At 59.8% G+C, this 17,632-nt stretch carries 19 protein-coding genes; 4 read left to right on the forward strand and 15 right to left on the reverse strand.

Features of this window, described 5'->3' with window-relative positions; all coding sequences use genetic code 11:
- Positions 1-10: 10 nt before the first annotated feature.
- From ACI2I1_RS12165 to ACI2I1_RS12220, 12 genes are all read right to left on the reverse strand, one after another.
- A complete protein-coding gene (locus ACI2I1_RS12165) occupies positions 11-370 on the reverse strand; it encodes a HesB/IscA family protein (RefSeq protein WP_404679322.1) in 360 nt (119 codons plus the stop codon).
- Positions 370-888 (reverse strand): SUF system Fe-S cluster assembly protein, encoded by a 519-nt coding sequence (locus ACI2I1_RS12170; protein WP_404679323.1) that lies wholly within the window; start codon positions 886-888, stop codon positions 370-372. The genes ACI2I1_RS12165 and ACI2I1_RS12170 overlap by 1 nt, the downstream gene beginning before the upstream one ends.
- Positions 885-2,102 carry a cysteine desulfurase gene (locus ACI2I1_RS12175; RefSeq protein ID WP_404679324.1) on the reverse strand — a complete coding sequence of 406 codons (1,218 nt, stop codon included), beginning with the start codon at positions 2,100-2,102 and terminating at the stop codon, positions 885-887. The genes ACI2I1_RS12170 and ACI2I1_RS12175 overlap by 4 nt, the downstream gene beginning before the upstream one ends.
- The gene (locus ACI2I1_RS12180) at positions 2,099-2,854 is read right to left on the reverse strand and encodes a SufD family Fe-S cluster assembly protein (RefSeq protein WP_404679325.1); all 756 of its coding nucleotides are present in this window, start codon (positions 2,852-2,854) and stop codon (positions 2,099-2,101) included. Before ACI2I1_RS12180 ends, ACI2I1_RS12175 begins: the two co-directional genes overlap by 4 nt.
- On the reverse strand, positions 2,851-3,243 hold the full coding sequence (locus ACI2I1_RS12185; protein WP_404679326.1) for a hypothetical protein: 393 nt from the start codon (positions 3,241-3,243) through the stop codon (positions 2,851-2,853). Before ACI2I1_RS12185 ends, ACI2I1_RS12180 begins: the two co-directional genes overlap by 4 nt.
- Positions 3,240-3,989: a Fe-S cluster assembly ATPase SufC gene (sufC, locus tag ACI2I1_RS12190; RefSeq protein ID WP_404679327.1), complete on the reverse strand. Its 750-nt coding sequence runs from the start codon at positions 3,987-3,989 to the stop codon at positions 3,240-3,242. The genes ACI2I1_RS12185 and sufC overlap by 4 nt, the downstream gene beginning before the upstream one ends.
- Positions 3,976-4,500 (reverse strand): endonuclease domain-containing protein, encoded by a 525-nt coding sequence (locus ACI2I1_RS12195; RefSeq protein WP_404679328.1) that lies wholly within the window; start codon positions 4,498-4,500, stop codon positions 3,976-3,978. The genes sufC and ACI2I1_RS12195 overlap by 14 nt, the downstream gene beginning before the upstream one ends.
- On the reverse strand, positions 4,497-4,733 hold the full coding sequence (locus tag ACI2I1_RS12200; RefSeq protein WP_404679329.1) for a hypothetical protein: 237 nt from the start codon (positions 4,731-4,733) through the stop codon (positions 4,497-4,499). Before ACI2I1_RS12200 ends, ACI2I1_RS12195 begins: the two co-directional genes overlap by 4 nt.
- 109 nt (positions 4,734-4,842) lie before the next feature.
- On the reverse strand, positions 4,843-6,324 hold the full coding sequence (gene sufB, locus ACI2I1_RS12205) for a Fe-S cluster assembly protein SufB (protein WP_404679330.1): 1,482 nt from the start codon (positions 6,322-6,324) through the stop codon (positions 4,843-4,845).
- On the reverse strand, positions 6,321-6,731 hold the full coding sequence (locus tag ACI2I1_RS12210) for an SUF system Fe-S cluster assembly regulator (protein ID WP_221543825.1): 411 nt from the start codon (positions 6,729-6,731) through the stop codon (positions 6,321-6,323). Before ACI2I1_RS12210 ends, sufB begins: the two co-directional genes overlap by 4 nt.
- Before the next feature lie 100 nt (positions 6,732-6,831).
- On the reverse strand, positions 6,832-7,416 hold the full coding sequence (locus tag ACI2I1_RS12215; RefSeq protein WP_404679331.1) for a helix-turn-helix domain-containing protein: 585 nt from the start codon (positions 7,414-7,416) through the stop codon (positions 6,832-6,834).
- Positions 7,417-7,646: 230 nt separating this feature from the next.
- Positions 7,647-9,383, reverse strand: coding sequence for a DUF885 domain-containing protein (locus ACI2I1_RS12220; protein WP_404679332.1), 1,737 nt, complete (start codon positions 9,381-9,383; stop codon positions 7,647-7,649).
- Positions 9,384-9,782: 399 nt separating this feature from the next.
- Here ACI2I1_RS12220 and ACI2I1_RS12225 point away from each other — a divergent pair, with 399 nt between their 5' ends.
- From ACI2I1_RS12225 to ACI2I1_RS12235, 3 genes are all read left to right on the forward strand, one after another.
- Positions 9,783-10,811, forward strand: coding sequence for a quinone-dependent dihydroorotate dehydrogenase (locus ACI2I1_RS12225; protein WP_404679333.1), 1,029 nt, complete (start codon positions 9,783-9,785; stop codon positions 10,809-10,811).
- Between the two features lie 9 nt (positions 10,812-10,820).
- Positions 10,821-12,536: a gamma-glutamyltransferase gene (gene ggt / locus ACI2I1_RS12230; protein ID WP_404679334.1), complete on the forward strand. Its 1,716-nt coding sequence runs from the start codon at positions 10,821-10,823 to the stop codon at positions 12,534-12,536.
- Positions 12,537-12,626: 90 nt separating this feature from the next.
- On the forward strand, positions 12,627-14,435 hold the full coding sequence (locus ACI2I1_RS12235) for an AMP-dependent synthetase/ligase (protein WP_404679655.1): 1,809 nt from the start codon (positions 12,627-12,629) through the stop codon (positions 14,433-14,435).
- Position 14,436: 1 nt separating this feature from the next.
- On the opposite strand, the gene ACI2I1_RS12240 is transcribed toward ACI2I1_RS12235, so the two are convergent.
- From ACI2I1_RS12240 to ACI2I1_RS12250, 3 genes are read right to left on the reverse strand one after another with little or no spacing between them, the layout of a single operon-like run.
- Positions 14,437-14,964 carry a hypothetical protein gene (locus ACI2I1_RS12240; RefSeq protein WP_221543816.1) on the reverse strand — a complete coding sequence of 176 codons (528 nt, stop codon included), beginning with the start codon at positions 14,962-14,964 and terminating at the stop codon, positions 14,437-14,439.
- Positions 14,965-15,022: 58 nt separating this feature from the next.
- Positions 15,023-15,994: a sulfur carrier protein ThiS gene (gene thiS / locus ACI2I1_RS12245; protein WP_404679335.1), complete on the reverse strand. Its 972-nt coding sequence runs from the start codon at positions 15,992-15,994 to the stop codon at positions 15,023-15,025.
- A gap of 9 nt (positions 15,995-16,003) precedes the next feature.
- Positions 16,004-16,408 (reverse strand): MerC domain-containing protein, encoded by a 405-nt coding sequence (locus tag ACI2I1_RS12250; RefSeq protein WP_224812778.1) that lies wholly within the window; start codon positions 16,406-16,408, stop codon positions 16,004-16,006.
- A 141-nt stretch (positions 16,409-16,549) separates the two neighbouring features.
- On the opposite strand from ACI2I1_RS12250, the gene ACI2I1_RS12255 reads away from it, so the two are divergent.
- Positions 16,550-17,566, forward strand: a complete 1,017-nt coding sequence (locus ACI2I1_RS12255) for a COX15/CtaA family protein (RefSeq protein WP_404679336.1) — start codon at positions 16,550-16,552, stop codon at positions 17,564-17,566.
- Positions 17,567-17,632: the final 66 nt, after the last annotated feature.

Below are 17,632 nucleotides of genomic sequence, written 5' to 3' on the forward strand. Positions count from 1 at the left end.
TAGCGTGCGCTCAGACCATGAAGCTTTCGCCGCAGCCGCACGCGCCCTTGGCGTTCGGGTTCTCGAAAACGAAGCCGGCTGAGAAATCGTCCTCAACCCAGTCCATCGTGCTTCCCACCAGATAGAGCACGCTGGCCCCGTCGATGTAGAAAATACCCCCGGGCGTCTCGATCTTCTCGTCGAACTTGGCTTCCTCGGTCACATAATCGACGGAGTAGGCCAGGCCAGAGCAGCCGCGACGCGGCGTGGACAGCTTGACGCCGACCGCATCATCGGGCGCCTTTGCCATCAGTTCGGCGATGCGCGCTTCCGCACGTTCGGTGAGGATGACAGCAGCCTTCGGGGCAGGGCGGGTTGCAGTATCCACCATCACAGCATCCCCAGTTCGAGACGCGCTTCGTCCGACATCTTTTCCGGTGACCATGGCGGATCCCAGACCAGATTGACCTCGGCATCACGTACGCCGGGCACGCTGGCCGCGCGCAATTCGACTTCGCCCGGCATCGATTCCGCCACCGGGCAATTGGGCGTCGTCAGCGTCATTATCACCGTGACGTCGCATTCATCGTCGACCTCAACGCCGTAAATAAGGCCGAGATCGTAGATATTTACAGGGATTTCCGGATCGTAAATCTCCTTCAATGCCGAGATGACGTCCTGCTGGAGCTTGCCGCCGGTGCCCGTCGCGCTATCCGGCTCGGGCTTCTTCTGGAGAAAGCCTTCGAGATAATCTCGCTTGCGGCCCAGCTTCTCGACTGCCGTTTCCTCCGGATCCACCGCATCGGACACGCGCGCGCGGGGAGGTTTCCCAACGACGGTGTCGGCAGGCGACGGAGCGGCGATAAAATCCTGTTCGTCGTTTTTTGTAGATGCGGTGGGCTTGTTCATCCGAAGATCCTCCGGGTCCTTTCAATTCCGCGCAGCAGCGCGTCGATATCGCTTTCGTCGCTATAGAGGCCGAAGCTAGCGCGGGCTGTGGCGGGAACGCCGAGATGCTCCATCAAGGGCTGCGCACAATGATGGCCCGCACGGATCGCGACATTTTCTTCGTCCAATATGGTGCCCAAATCGTGCGGATGAACCCCATCGAGCGCGAAAGATACGATTCCGGCGCTTTCATCAGGGCCGAACAGGGTCACCGCATTGAGCTTGCGCAACTCGTCCCGCAACTGGCGGGCAAGGCCGGCCTCATGCTCGAACAAGCGATCGGGGCCAAGCGCGTCGACGTAATCGATCGCCGCATGGAGCGCGATTGCCTCCGTGATTATTGGCGTGCCGGCCTCGAAGCGCTGCGGCGGGGGAGCGTAGGTCGTGCCGTCGAAAGCAACCTTGTCGATCATCGCGCCGCCGCCCTGATAGGGAGGCATTGTTTCAAGGAGTTCTTCGCGCGCCCAGAGCACGCCGATACCGGTCGGCCCGTAAAGCTTGTGCCCCGAAAATGCGTAGAAATCGCAGTCCAGCGCCGCCATGTCGAGCGCCATGCGCGGCGCGGCCTGGCAGCCGTCGAGCAGGATCTTCGCGCCGACCGAGTGCGCCAGATCGGCCGCTTGGCGGGCCTCCAGAACCGAACCCAGAACATTGGAGACGTGCGCCAGAGCCACCATTTTGGTGCGCGGCGTCAGCATGGCTTCCAGCGCGCCAAGATCGATCCGGCCATCTGCCGTCAGCGGGCAAACCTCGATTTCGGCTCCGCTTCTTTCCGCAAGCATTTGCCAGGGAACGATATTCGAATGATGTTCCAGCTGGGACAGGACGATGCGGTCACCTTCGCCGATCCGCGTCATCCCCCAGGTGGCGGCAACCAGATTGATCGCTTCGGTCGCGCCGCGGACGAACACGATTTCTTCTTCCGTCTGGGCGCCGATGAACTGCGCAACCCGCCTGCGCGCCGCCTCGTAGCCCAGCGTCATCTGGGCAGAGCGCCCGTAAACGCCGCGGTGAACCGTCGCGTAATCGCGGCCCAGCGCATTGGCCATGGCGTCAACGACAGCTTGCGGCTTCTGCGCCGAAGCGCCGGTGTCCAGATAATGCCAGACCTCGCCGGAATCGGTCACGAGGCCGGGAAAGTCTGCCTTGCGGGTCAGAGTGGCTGTTTCGCTCATAAATGCTTGTCCAGCTTGTCGAGCGCCGTGCCAAGCAGCTTCTCATGCGCTTCTTCATCATCGAGGCCGACCAGCGCGTCGCCGATGAAGGCCTGCACCAGCAGCCGGCGCGCCAGATCCGGCGAAACGCCGCGCGCTGCCATATAGAACCGGGCGGTCTCATCGAGCTGGCCGACAGTGGCGCCGTGGGCGCATTTCACATCGTCGGCGAAAATTTCCAGCTGGGGCACCGCATTTACGCTGGCGCCCTTTTCGAGCAGCAACCCCTTGAAATCCTGCGCGGCATCGGTCTTCTGTGCATGCCGGGCAACATCGATCGCGCCGAGGAAGTTGCCCGTGCCCCCGCCCCAGTGAACGCTTCGCACGGTCTGGTTCGACGTCGCCTCCGGCTCGGCATGGGTCACCCGGGTCATGAATTCACGAACCGTGTTGCGGCCGCCAACCGTGATACCGCCCATTTCGAAATGTGCGCCTCGGCCCATGGTCACCTCGACTTCGACGCGCGAGAATTCGCCCGAAGCAATGACGCCAAACAGTTCGAACCGCGCGTCCTCAGCGATATTGACCCGCAGCTGCACGACTTCAGTTTCGCCGGCATTCTCGTCGCTTATGAGCAGAAGCTCTCGCGCATTATCGCCTGATGCCACATCGATCTGGCGCCATTTGCCAAGATCGCCAGCGCGCAGCTTGTCGACTGCCGAATAGCGCCAGGCTTCGTGCTTGCGGGTTGGAAGGTCGAGCGTCCCGCTCACTTTGCCGCTCTCACTGTCGCGATGCGGCGCACGCCGAGCTGGTGAGCATCTTCGATGCACGGCTGGACCTCGTCCATGATGTCCTGCATCTGTTTCCTGCGATCGGCTTCGGGTGCGTCGGCCCCCGCAATTGCATCGAGTTCTGCAACGCGCGGCGTATAACAGCCAACCATCGCACCGCAGCGCAAGAGGTCGACCGCCTGGTCGCCCGAGCTTTGCTCCACCCGGCAGGTCAGCTTGCCGTCATCTTTCTTGTAAACGCCGCCCTTCCATTTATCGAGCGTCCGGTTGATCTCGACCACCTGCTCGGCGATCGCGTCCTCGCTCGGCACGGTGGCGGCAGGTGCGGCAGCTTGGGCCAGGACCAATGTCAGTGCGGCGAGCATCATGCAGCCTCCATCACGGCGTCGTAACCTTCGTTTTCCAGCTGCTCGGCGAGCTCGGCCCCGCCAGTCTTCACGATCCGGCCCTGAGCCAGGATCGAAACCCTGTCGGGCTTCACCACTTCCAGCAGGCGCTGATAATGCGTGATCAGCAGCGCAGCCTTGTCGGGCGAGCGCATGATGGCGTTGATGCCTTCGCCCACCACGCGCAATGCGTCGATATCGAGGCCGCTGTCCGTCTCGTCCAGAACTGCGAAACTCGGGTCGAGAATGCCCATCTGGACCATCTCGGCTCGCTTCTTCTCGCCGCCCGAAAAGCCGACGTTCACATTGCGCTTGAGCATGTCCATGTCGAGCTTGAGCAAGCCAGCCTTTTCCTTGGCGAGCTTGAGGAATTCACCGCCGGTCAGCGGCTCTTCGCCGCGCTGCTTGCGCTGCGAATTCAAGGCCTCGCGCAGAAATTGCACGTTGGAGACGCCGGGGATTTCGACCGGATACTGGAAGCCGAGAAAAAGGCCGGCAGCGGCGCGTTCATGCGGCTCCATGTCTAGCAAATCCTTGCCATCGAAACTTACCGAGCCACCAGTCACTTCATAGCCGGGCCGCCCGCCCAGCACATAGGCGAGCGTCGACTTGCCTGCGCCGTTCGGCCCCATGATCGCGTGGACTTCGCCCTTGGCGACTTCGAGGGTCAGCCCGTTCAAGATCTGCTTGCCGTCGATTTCGGCGGAAAGGTTTTCAATTTTCAGCATTGTCGTTCCTGGAATAGCGGGGCCGCGGCGCACTGTTGCGCTCATGCTCGCGGCGGGCCTGCTGCTTGTCGGCGATACGGCTGCGCATGCCGAGGGTGATACGTTCGAGGACGGCGTCCATATTCTCGAGAATGTCCTTGGCAGCGATGCGCATGACGCGGATGCCGACAGTCTCGAGGCTCTTGTCGCGACGCTTTGCCAGCGCATCGTCCTGGCCGGGCTCGTCGATCATGATCGCCATGCCGAGGTTGTGGCAGTTGAAGTCGACGATCGCGCTGCCAACCACGGCATGCCGCTTGAAGGCGTAACGCCCCATATTGGCAGTGGCGAATTTTTCGGCGAGCGCCTTGTGCGCCTCAGTCGAATACCGCCGCAATTCGCGCGCCTGTTCGTGGAGCGCATCGAGCCGTTTTTCGGAAATTTCCCACCCGCGGCCCTTCTTCTTGATGGTGGGCGCGGTGTCAGAAGTTTCGCTAGGATCGCGAAGCTGGAGGGTCTTGCGGTCAGTCATTGTGAAGCCTTGGAAGCACGATCAGCACGGATTTTGCCTAGTAAAGACATGAAATTTGGCTTCGCCTGCTCCGCCATTTGCATCTTGATCTTGTCCGCAGTTTCGGGAGGGAGCTCCCGATCGAGGGCGGCAACAAGCTCAGCGTCAAGCTCGGAGCAGTTGCCTTTAGCAGTCGCATAAATGACATCATCGTCTTGGGTTTCCCGCGAGAGACGCACGGCGTATCTCGTCATGCAACGATCCTGCGCCTGTGCAAGCGCCATGCGCTTGGTTGAGATTGCTGCGCCACCACAGGCCCCGCAAGAAAAACGGAGAAGTAGCTGATAGCCAAAACAGGTCTAATCATCCCACACTTCCCTCGAGCGAGATCGCCAGCAATTTCTGCGCTTCTACGGCAAACTCCATCGGCAATTCTTTTAGCACATCCTTGGCAAATCCGTTGACGATCAGCGCGATGGCCTCCTCGTCGTCCAGACCGCGCTGCATGGCGTAGAAGAGCTGGTCGTCGCTGATTTTGCTGGTTGTGGCCTCGTGCTCGATCTGAGCGCCGGGGTTTTTCACCTCGATATAGGGCACGGTGTGCGCGCCGCATTCGTCACCGATCAGCAGACTGTCGCATTCGGTGCGGTTGCGCACTCCGTCGGCATTGGCCGCCACGCGAACGAGACCGCGATAGGTGTTGTTGGATTTGCCCGCCGATATACCCTTCGAGATGATCGTCGAGCGGCTGCCCTTGCCGTTGTGAATCATCTTGGTGCCGGTATCGGCCTGCTGGAAATTGTTGGTGACTGCGACCGAGTAGAATTCGCCCACGCTGTCTTCGCCATTGAGCACGCACGAAGGGTACTTCCACGTCACCGCGCTACCGGTTTCGACCTGCGTCCAGCTGACCTTGCTGCGCGCACCCTGGCACAGGGCGCGTTTGGTGACGAAATTGTAGATTCCGCCCTTGCCGTTCTCGTCCCCCGGATACCAGTTCTGGACGGTGGAATACTTGATTTCGGCGTTTTCCATCGCGACCAGTTCGACCACGGCTGCGTGGAGCTGGTTTTCATCGCGCATCGGCGCGGTGCAGCCTTCGAGATAGCTGACATAGCTGCCTTTTTCGGCAACGATCAGCGTGCGTTCGAACTGGCCCGTGTTTTCCGCATTGATGCGGAAATAGGTGCTAAGTTCCATCGGGCAGCGCACGCCTTCAGGAATGTAAACGAAGGTGCCGTCCGAAAAGACAGCGCAGTTCAGCGTGGCGAAAAAGTTGTCCTTTTGCGGCACGACCTTGCCGAGCCATTTCTTCACCAGTTCGGGATATTCTCGGATCGCCTCGCTGATGGACAGGAAGATGACGCCCGCGCGCTTCAGCTCCTCGCGGAAGCTGGTGGCCACGCTGACGCTGTCGAATACGGCGTCGACGGCCACTTTTCGTGCGCCTTTGACGCCCGCCAGCACCTCCTGCTCCCCGAGCGGAATGCCAAGCTTGTCGTAAACGCGCTTGATCTCGGGATCGAGTTCATCGAGCGATTCCAGCTCCGCCTTCTTCTTCGGCGCAGCATAATAATAGGCGTTCTGGTAGTCGATTTCCGGATAGCCGAGCTTAGCCCAATCCGGCTCTTCCATATCCTGCCACAGGCGAAACGCCTTCAGACGCCAATCGAGCATCCATTGGGGCTCGTTCTTCTTCGCCGATATGAAGCGTACCGTGTCTTCGGTCAGCCCCTTCTCCGCAAATTCGGTTTCGATGTCCGACGACCAGCCATGCTCATATTCGGCAGCCTTGGCGGCAGCTTCCCTGGCTTCACGATCCTGGATATCCACTTGCTCGTTCACGCGAGTTCCTTTTCCTGCGAAAGTTGCACCAGCGAGATATTCGCCAGTGCGCCCCGCAGCGCTTTGTTCACCATTGGCCAATGCGGCCTGACCCGGCAGTCATGTTCGACAGTGCAATCACCGCCGTCGACGCATGCAGTCAGCGCGATCGGTCCTTCGACTGCTTCGACGATATCGGCCAGCGTTATCGCTGCCGCTGGCCGGGCCAGCTGTAAACCACCACCGGCACCGCGAACGGACCGGAGCAATCCTGCCGCTGTCAGCTTGCTGACAAGCTTCTGCACCGTCGGTACGGGAAGGCCGGTTTCCGCCGCCAGATCCGACGCACTGACCCGCGCCCCACCGCAATGGCGGGCAGCCTGGCTCATCGTGACGACAGCGTAATCTGCAAGGTTAGAAAGGCGCATGGTTTAATCGGACAATATCGTTCTGATTAGTCAGCTATGAGCGGAACAGGCGATTTTCAACGGAAAACCGCCAGTTGCGAGTCGTTAGCATCTCTGCGGCTTAAGATTTTTTCCGGCGGACCTGCTCATGTCCTCCGAAAAGGTCCACCGATCCATACCCTGGTTCAGCCAAGGTTTCGGTTATTATCGATGCCGCCCTGGGCTGCAGGCGCTTCGGGGTTCGGCCTGTAAAATGGCGAATCTCCTTGATCATATGCGCTTGATCGTAAAACGCATCGAACACCTCCTGTTCCAAGGCAGCCGAAAGGTCGGGCATGGAAAGCAGGGTTGCCGATCGGATGGCGCGATAACGCCTGATAAGGCGCACGGGCGGTTGGCCGAAAAACCGTGCCACCAGGCGCTGCATCTGCCTTTCAGAATAACAAAGCCGCTCCCGCAAGATTGCGATGTCCGGTTTGAAGGAAGAGGAGATCCACTCCAGCGTCGTGTCGATTACCTGGCTGTGGCGCATCGGCAGGGGGGAAATTCCAGAGCGTACGACCTCGACAAGAACCTCCAGAGCCTCGCGCTCGGTCACTTCTTCGCGCGCAAAGCGCTCGGGCAGCTCTTCAGCACGACAAACCAGCGGTAATGGGAGCCCCCTCTCGACCGGAAGGTAACAGTCCTGATTTTCGTCGACAGCCAACCGGGTGAGCGACGCCCAACCCCGAAAGTTGAGCGAGGCGCCTACGATTATCGTGCCGGGTGAAAGTTCGAACTGATGCGCCCGGGTAAGCGGGCATGGTGTCCGCCACCCTCTCGGCGCCAACACGCAGAATGTAGAAAGAATTGAGATAAGGGGCGAGATCGGGGGCAGCCTCCAACCATTCAAAGGCATATGCCTGGCCAATCTCCCCCGATTTGGTCATCTCAGGATCACGAACCGCGCTTTTCATCGGCGATCCAGCGATCCACGTTTTCTTCCATGATCGACAAGGGCACGGGTCCATTGGTGAGGATCACGTCGTGAAATGCGCGAATGTCGAATTCCTCGCCCAGCTCCTGTCGGGCTCGGTCGCGTAGTTCCATGATCTTGAGCTTGCCGATCATGTAGGCTGTGGCCTGGCCGGGATAGACAAGATAGCGCTCGATCGCCTTACGAATGTCACCATCGGGGTTCGGCGTGTTTTCCGTGAGATAGCTGATAGCTTCTTCCCGGCTCCAGCGCTTGTGATGCATGCCTGTATCCACCACCAAGCGACAGGCGCGCCACAACTCCATCCCGAGGCGCCCGAAATCGGAATACGGGTCGGTGTAGAAACCCATATCTTTGCCAAGCTCTTCGGAATAGAGGCCCCAGCCCTCGCTATAAGCGGTTACCCCGCCAAAACGCCTGAAGGGCGGGACCTCGCCCAGCTGGGTCTGGATGGAGAGCTGGAGATGATGGCCCGGAAGCCCCTCATGATAAGCGAGAGCCTCGAGCTCGTTTTTGCTCATGTCCTTGAGATTATACAGATTGACGTAATAGGTGCCCGGGCGTGACCCATCGGGCGCAGGCCGCTGGTAAAAAGCCTTGCCTGCGCTCTGTTCGCGAAATGCCTCGACCGGCTTTATGACCAGCGGATCGGAAGGCAGCGTGGCAAAAAAATCAGGTAATTTCGCTTCCATCGCTTCCAGCTTGTCCTCCGCGTCGGCGAGATAGGCTTCGCGTGTTTCGTAGAAGAAGCGATCGTTGGTGCGGGTATAGTCGAAGAACTCCTGCAGCGACCCCTCGAAGCCGACCTCGGCCATGATGTCGCGCATCTCGCCATGAATGCGCGCAACTTCACGCAAACCGATCTGGTGAATTTCATCGGCTGTCAGATCGGTGGTAGTGTAATTGCGAAGCAGTGCAGCGTAGTAACCGGCCCCCTGCGGAAAGCGCCAGATGCCATCTTGAGCAGGGGCGATCGCCTGCTGGCGCTTCATTTCAGCTAATAGCCGCTCGTAAGCGGGACGCGCACTATTCTCCCATGCTCGTTCGGCTGCCCCTTCGGCTACCGCATCCCCATCGATCGTGGCGGCCTTATCCCGATAATCTTCGAGAATTGCATTATCATTGCCAGCAGCGAGAAGATTTTCGATGTCCGAGATAACATAGGGATAGACCCAGTCCGGCGGCATGATCCCGTTGGCAGCCCGTTCTTTAGACTCCGCCACAAGCGTGTCTATCGCGGGCCCCAGACCTTCGATGCGGCTGACATAGGCTAGGGCATCCGTCTCGTCGGTTACACGGTGAATATTGATCAGGAATGCCGGCAACTGGCTCTGCGCGCCATTCATCTGGTCGAAGATATAGCCATAGTCGCGGAAGGGGTACAGCGCTGCACTGCGCTTCGCCATGGCATCGAAAAGACGGAAACTCAGCGCATCTTCACGCGACAGACGATCCGGATCGAAGTTCTGACGCATTTTCGCAGCGGTGGACTGCAGCAAGGCCTCGCTCCGCCGATCGGCAGCGCTCGACAGGTCACCCCACCTCGCATAATCCTCATCGCGAATACCGCGGTAGGCTTTGGAAAGCGGGGAGAGGGCCAGCGACGCCTTATCATATTCGTCGAACAGATCCGCCAGTGCTTCGCTATCGGAAGTCTGCACTACCTCGGCAGATGCGATGGGCGCGGAATTTTCCATTGTTGTGCAAGCTGGCAAGCTCAGAATCGAGACGCCGGCAAGCCAGAAGCGGGCGGAATGCATCATTTTTGTAATCCCCTCGTTTTATCGAGCGGAGTGTCAAGCATGCCAGGTCGCAACAGTAAACAGTGGACGTATCCAGGCGGATCGTCCGAAATCGCGATGAGCCAAAAAAAGGACGGCCCGTCAGGACCGCCCTTAAAAGTTGAGAGCTCTTTGCATGTGTGCTTCGAGCCCTTCGGGTCGCAAGATTCGAGGTAGCGCAATTTACGCTCTCAATATTGTAAAGACACGACATTGAGTTGCGCACCTCATGAAGTTGGCGGAATTATACTATTCCCATGTCGTGAATGCGCTCGTCTTCTCGACACCTTTAGGGCTGTCCGCCATAGGGCGGTAATGCTCTTCGATCTCATCCGTCCTTTACTTTTCGCCCTCGATCCCGAACGCGCGCATCGCCTGACGGTAAAGGCACTGAAAACCCTTCCGGTGGCGCCCGGACGCCACCCGCAAGGTCTCGCGATTGGAATCGCGGGCATAGAGTTTCCCAATCCCCTGGGCATGGCAGCCGGCTTCGACAAGGATGGCGAGGTCCCGGACCAATTGCTTGGTCTTGGATTCGGCTCCGTTGAAGTCGGCTCGATTACTCCCCGACCGCAGCGGGGCAATCCGCAGCCGCGCCTTTTTCGGCTGGTCGAGGATCGCGCCGTCATCAACCGCATGGGATTTAACAATCGCGGGTCGGAAAGCGCCGCCAAACGGCTGGCAGCACGCGCAGAACGACCGGGCGTGGTCGGGATCAATATCGGCGCCAACAAGGACAGTCCGGACAGGATCGCGGACTACGCTGAAATGGCGCGCATTATGGCACCGCTGGCGACCTATCTCGCTGTGAATATTTCCAGCCCGAACACGCCGGGCCTCCGGGCGCTCCAGGACGAAGGCGCATTGATCGGCCTACTCGATGCAGTCTTTGCCGCGAGAGGTGAAAAAGGTCCGCCAGTTTTCCTGAAAGTGGCCCCAGATCTTGCGCCAGCGGATATCGATGCGATCGCGCGCATCGCTGCCGACAAGAAACTCGGAGCTCTGATCGTTTCGAACACCACAATCAGTCGCCCGCCATTGGCCTCTTCCCATGCGGATGAGACCGGGGGGCTATCCGGTGCGCCGCTCAAGGACCTTGCACTTCAGCGCATTCGCGATTTTCGAGCCGCCACGGGCGGAAGCATGCCGCTCGTCGGAGTCGGCGGAATCGGATCGGCAGCGGATGCATGGAGCCGGATAAGGGCAGGCGCGAGCCTCGTGCAACTCTACAGCGCCATGGTCTACGAGGGGCCGGGCTTGCCGCGCCGCATCACACGCGGTCTGTCGGACCTGATGCAGCGTGACGGCTTTTCCTCGATTGCGGAGGCGGTTGGAAGCGAATAACCACGCAGCATGCTTCGGTTCTTTTCTCTACTACTCGCCACGCTCAGCCTTGCGGCCTGCGCCACTTCCACTCCCGATTACGGACCTCCGGTCCTCGCCGATGCCCAACATTATGGCTGGGTAAGCGCCGCCGATCCACGCGCGCAGGAGGCCGGCGAGGAGATGCTGGCCAAGGGGGGGAGCGCGACCGATGCCGCCATCGCAGTGATGTTGGCGCTCGGCGTGGTGGAGCCGCAAAGCTCGGGTATCGGCGGCGGCGGGCTCATGGTTCGCGGTGAAGCGGATGGAAGTGTAACCACGTTCGACGGGCGGGAAACGGCGCCATCGGGTGCTACTCCGGACTGGTTTCTCGATGGCAAAGGCCAAGTTCCGCCATTCATGGATTCGGTCCTGAGCGGTTTAAGCGTTGGCGTGCCCGGCAACATTGCGCTGGCTGCAAAGGCGCATGCAGAGCATGGCTCACTCGACTGGGCGATCCTGTTTGAACCTGCCATCCGCCTTGCGCGCGAAGGCTGGGTCATCAATCCGCGCATGAACACATCGCTGACCAGTTCCAAAACGCGGGCGGCCCACAGCCAAGAGGGCCGCGACCTTTTCTTTGACGCTGCCGGAGAACCGCTGGCAGTCGGGACACGTATTCAGAACGAAGAGCTTGCGCGCACGCTGGAAGCGATTGCCGCAAACGGGCCTGAAGCGTTTTATACCGGGCCAAACGCAGTCGCACTGGCGGCCACCGTCGGTGCGCAAACTCCCCGGCCGGGCGCCATGAGCGTACAGGATGTCGCAACCTATCGGGCCAAAGAGCGCGATGCGGTCTGCACCTCATACCGCGCTTACCGGATCTGTTCCATGGGACCACCGACATCGGGCGGCGTTGCCGTGCAGCAGATCCTAGGCCAGCTCGAGCGCTTCGATTTGGCCGCGCTCGGTCGGCACAATCCTGTCACCTGGCACCTCTTTCTGGAATCGCAGCGGCTCGCCTATGCCGATCGGGAATTATACCTCGCCGACAGCGATTACGTTAGCGTGCCGGTCGAAGGGCTTCTCGACCATGACTATCTTGCCCAGCGTAGCGCCCTGATCTCTGCCGACAGCACGCTTGGCCTCGTGCAGCCAGGAAAACCTCGCGGAGCGCCGCAAGCGCTGGCCGATGGAGATGAACCGGAAGAGCATGGGACGTCCCACATCGCGGTTGTCGACAATAATGGCACGATGGTCAGCTACACCTCTACCGTAGAGGGTGCCTTCGGGTCCGGATTGATGACAGGCGGCTATTATCTCAACAATGAGCTCACCGACTTCAGTCGGATGCCCGAGGTCGACGGACGCCTTGTGGCCAATCGCGTCGAGGGCGGCAAACGCCCGCGCAGTTCGATGTCTCCGACTGTGGTTTTCGATCCAGACGGACAGCCGTTCATGGCTGTCGGCGCGGCTGGGGGAAGCACCATTCCCGTGACCACGGCACGCGCCATTATCGGGGCGATCGATTTCAAGCTGAGTGTCCGTCAGGCACTCGCACTGCCGTTTCTGATGGCATTCGGAGACGAGGTGCTTCTCGAGGAAGGAACCTGGCTGCAGGACCATGCGGATGAATTTCGTGCTTTGGGACACGACGAGATCACGGTCCGGGCAGCCCCCATCAAGGGCGGTGCAATCCTTCGCCGGGGAGCCAGCTGGGAAAGTGCCCGTGACCCGAGGCTGGACGGCCAGCTGGACTTGCCCTGACAGGGCTCCTGATGCCTTGCCGTAGCGGCGTGGGGAGCTTAAGCCTCGGCCTGTCGTTGGTCGCACAACAAAGATAATTCTGTGAGGAGCCTGCCTGTGCTGTCGGACATCGACTCCGCTAACAATCTCGTCGAACTATTCCTGAAACGCGCTGCCGAGCGGCCCGACCGCGGCTTTCTCGGCGCGAAACGTGACGGGGAATGGCAGACCATAAGCTGGAAAGAAGCTGCGGATCAGGTATGTCTATTGGCCGAAAGCCTCCGCGAACTCGGCCTGAAGCCCGGCGACCGGGTCTGCCTCGTTTCGGAAAACCGGCCCGAATGGTGCATTGCGGATCTGGCGATCATGGCGGCAGGCTGCATCACCGTTCCCGCTTACGTGACCAATACCGAACGGGACCATGTCCATATTCTCGATAATTCGGGAGCGCGGGCCGTCATCGTATCTTCGCAGAAACTTCTCGGCCCTCTTCACGGGGCGTTGCAGGTGACAGGCATCGCCGACCATGTGATCGGGATCGAAAATCTGCACCGCCAGCAATCGGGTAGTTTCAGCTTTCACCAGTGGGACCGACTGGTTCAGGGAGATGCAGAAGCGGCGCGAAAGGCCGTCGAGGACCGCATGGCGAATGTCGGTCGCGGTGATACGGCGTGCATCATCTACACCAGCGGCACCGGCGGCGCTCCACGGGGAGTTATGCAGCATCACGGCTCGATCCTCTGCAATGTGGCGGGTGCCGCCGAAATTCTGATGGAGGATTTCGGCATCGACGATGAAGAGCGCTTCCTGTCCTTCCTGCCCGCCAGCCACGCCTATGAGCATACAGGCGGCCAGTATCTGCCGATCGGTGTAGGCGCACAGATCTTTTACTCCGAAGGCTTGGAAAAGCTGGCGAGCAATATTGAGGAGACGCGGCCTACGATCATGGTTGTGGTGCCACGCCTTTTCGAAGTGCTGCGTACCCGCATCATGAAGCAGGTCACCAAGCAGGGCGGGATGGCCGAAAAGCTGATGACCATGGCGCTCGAAGTTGGTGAGCGGCGGGCCGAGGGAAGGGCGAAGTTCGGCGATGGGGCCAAGGATTTCCTGGTCGGAAAACTGCTCAAACCAAAGATCCGCCAACGCTTCGGCGGCCGTATCAAGGCAATGGTATCGGGTGGGGCTCCGCTCAATCCGGAAGTCGGGATATTCTTCGAATCGATGGGCCTGACAATGCTGCAGGGCTACGGGCAGACCGAGGCCGGTCCTGTAGTCGCATGTAATCGCCCCAAGGCCGGTATCGCAATGCATTCGGTGGGACCGGCCATGCGGGGAGTCGAAGTGAAGATTGCCGATGATGGAGAGATTCTCTGCCGCGGCGAGCTCGTTATGCACGGCTACTGGCAGAACGATGCCGAGACCGCGCGCGCGATCAAGGACGGATGGCTTCACACCGGCGATATCGGGCATCTCGACGAGAAGGGCCGGATCGTCATTACCGATCGCAAGAAAGATATGCTCGTCAACGACAAGGGCGATAATATCGCTCCTCAAAAGCTGGAAGGCATGCTCACGCTCCAGCCAGAAATCGGGCAGGCCATGGTTGCTGGAGACAAGCGCCCCTACATTGTGGGCCTGCTCGTGCCTGATGCCGAATGGGCCCTTGAGTGGGCTGGCGAGCAAGGCAAGAAGTTCGACCTCAAAGCGTTGCAGGATGATCCGGAATTTCGAGCCGCCGTTCGCAAGGCGGTGGACCGGGTCAACAAGGACCTGTCAGTGATCGAAAAGGTGCGGCAATTTGCTTTTGCCGATGAAGCTTTCAGCATCGAGAACGAAGAGATGACGCCCTCGATGAAAATCCGCCGGCATAAAATCAAGGAGCGATACGGCGACCGACTTGCGGGCCTCTATCGCAGCTAGGCTAGGCCGGCACCTCTTCGATGTATTCAGGATAGAAGCTTGGGGCCCGGTCGGACCAGCCCGGTGCGGTAGCCGCGGCTTCGCTCAATGACTGCAACAGCATTTTTCGCCGATCGGGGCGAATGTGGGGGAGCGCTGCGGCAGCGCAGAAGGCGCTGGGCAACCACGGGCGCGCCTCGGCTCCGAGTAGACGTTCGTACAGGAAGCGAAACGCCGAAAAACAATCGAGCCGTTCCTGCGCAAGATCGAAGGCAGCTACTCGGGTGATCTTGCCGATAAAGCTCTCGATGCCGTCGAAGCCGGACTGGTGCGGAATGGCGCCGCGCAGCGTCTTGAGTTCCTGATAGGCAACATATTGGCTCCGAATTGCGGCCGTTTCCCCCGAGCTTCGGCCCCAAACGCGAAAGGCGTCATTTCGGCCAAGCCCGATATCCAGGCTACGGCGAATGTAACGCTGCTCGGCAGCAGTGAAGCCCGCAAACTCGCGCATCTCGGCGATGGTCAGCGATGCAGCATTGATAACAGCCATGATTCGACTCCTTCGTCGAATCGGAGTCTCGCCGAATATGGTTAATTTTGTGTGGGAGTCAGATCAGGCCAGCGAGCGGACTGCTGGGGTCGGCATATCTGCGGCGTCCCATCCGGCCCGACAGATACGCATCACGGCCAGCTGCTACCGCCAGCTTCATCGCGCGAGCCATGCGCAAGGGATCCTTCGCTTCGGCGATGGCGGTATTCATCAACACGCCGTCACAACCAAGTTCCATCGCCACGGCTGCATCGGACGCGGTGCCTACGCCTGCATCGACGAGTACGGGCACCTTGGCGCCTTCGACGATCAGGCGGATCGTTACCTGGTTCTGGATACCAAGGCCGGAGCCGATAGGAGCGCCCAGAGGCATTACCGCGACGGCGCCGGCATCTTCCAACTGCTTCGCGGCGATAGGGTCATCCACGCAATAGACCATGGGGTGGAAGCCTTCATTTGCGAGGACTTCGGTCGCCTTCAAGGTCTCGCGCATGTCGGGATAGAGAGTTTTCGCCTCTCCCAGAACTTCGAGCTTTACCAAATTCCAACCGCCGGCCTCCCGCGCGAGCCGCAGCGTGCGGATCGCCTCCTCGGCGTTGAAGCAGCCAGCGGTGTTCGGAAGATAGGTGACTTTCTTCGGATCGATGTAGTCGGTCAACATCGGAGCCTTCGGATCGCTCACATTGACTCGGCGAACGGCCACCGTGACGATTTCCGCGCCGCTTGCCTCGAGTGCAGCGGCGTTTTGTTCGAAATCCTTGTACTTGCCCGTGCCGACAATGAGGCGCGACTTGAAGGTATGACCAGCTACCGACCAGCTGTCATCGTCTTGCCCGCCGCCCACGAAGTGAACGATTTCAAGCGCGTCTCCGTCCTGTATCTTTTTGGCGTGGAGTTCGCTTCTCGGCGCGATCGTTCCGTTGTGTTCGACAGCAACTTTGGCTGGATCCAGTTCGAGTTCGCGAACCAGTTCAGCGATGGTGGAGGCGGATGTGCGGCGGCTTTCGCCATTTACGGTCAGGGCAATCATGGCTCCGACTTAGTCTCCGCAGCGCTCCTTGCAAGCGGCCGAATGGCAATGGCGCATATTCAGAATGTGGCCCAATGATACCAAGGCAACGCCAAGAATGGTCAGTATCGCTTCCTTGTAGCCATGCGGAACGGCCAGGGCAGCGCCCATGAAGGTCAATCCAGTCATGGCGATAACAAAGGGCATCGCCATCCGGTGGCGTAAGGCGCCCCATCCGATTGCAACGCCAGCAATCAGGGTGGCGACCAGCAATCCCCACCGATGGATTTCAGGAGAAAGCAGGAATTCTCCGCCGATACCCAGACCGGATACGAGAGCGATACTGGCAATGCAGTGCAATGCGCACAGGCCGGAAAGACCGATGCCGACACGATCCAGCCGTTGACGAATCGGATTTAAAGCGCGTTGCAACATGCAAGGCTAGATATGTGATAGTGTCTCTTCTTACAAGGTCCAGTCAGCAATTGGACGGCTTTTCGTCGCTTGACCCAGTCGCTATGTCGCTTGCTCCATTTGCACTTGCGAAACGCATCGTGCGCGGCGAACAGGCATACCATGAACACCGTCCCTCTACGAAGCAGGCCTTTGTTGCTGGCCAATTGGCTCTTCAGCGTCGCCCTGCTGGTCATCGTCATCGTCACGGTGGGCGGTATAACGCGGCTGACCGAAAGCGGGCTTTCGATCACAGAGTGGAAGCCGTTTCTCGGTGCCTTGCCGCCACTGAATCAGGCCGACTGGCAAGCCGAGTTCGAGCTGTATCAGCGTATCCCGGAATACACGCAGATCAATGGGCCGGCGGGCATGGATCTGGCTGCGTTCAAGTCGATTTACTGGTGGGAGTGGATCCATCGCCAGCTCGGGCGGCTGATCGGGCTCGCACTGGTCGTCCCCTTGGCGTTCTTCGCCATTCGCCGCATGATACCGCAGGGTTATTTCTGGCGCCTTTTTGCGCTGGCGGCGCTTGTGGCGCTGCAGGGCAGCTTTGGCTGGTGGATGGTCGCTTCCGGGCTTGAGACCCGTACAGACGTCAGCCATTTCCGCTTGGCCATCCATCTTTGTACGGCCCTGATCCTGCTTGGCGGGTTGATCTGGACGGCGCTGGACTTGCGGCGGTTGGCCATGAGCAGCGCCCGGCCCGCGAAATTGACGATGATCGCGGCCGCAACTGGTCTTATTCTCTTCCTACAGCTTTTGCTGGGCGCCTGGGTGGCGGGTTTGGATGCTGGTCTTGCATCGGATAGCTGGCCCTTGATGCAAGGTCGCTTCTTCCCGGAATTCGACCGGTCACAGGGGATCCTTTGGGCGATGTCCCATGATCCCTTCCTCATTCATTGGATGCATCGCTGGTGGGCATGGGTCGCGGTTGCTGCACTTGTCATTATGGCGCGAAAGGTGAAGCCCATTTCCCGAAAAGCATCGATTGCCATTCATGCGGTCTTCGGAACCCAGATCCTGCTTGGCATCGCGACCGTGATGAGCGGCGTCGACTTTCACCTGGCGGTGTTGCACCAATTGGTTGGGGCGTTGCTCGTAGCATCTGTGGCGTGGGGCGCCCATGCACTTGGTCGGTAGAGTGTTGGCATGGCAGCTTAGCAAGCCGGCATCCAAGCTGGACGACCGGAAGGAAAACTGCGCAAC

Origin of the sequence: Qipengyuania sp. NPDC077563 (genome assembly GCF_044901345.1) — a bacterium.
Taxonomy (GTDB): Bacteria; Pseudomonadota; Alphaproteobacteria; order Sphingomonadales; family Sphingomonadaceae; genus Qipengyuania; species Qipengyuania aestuarii.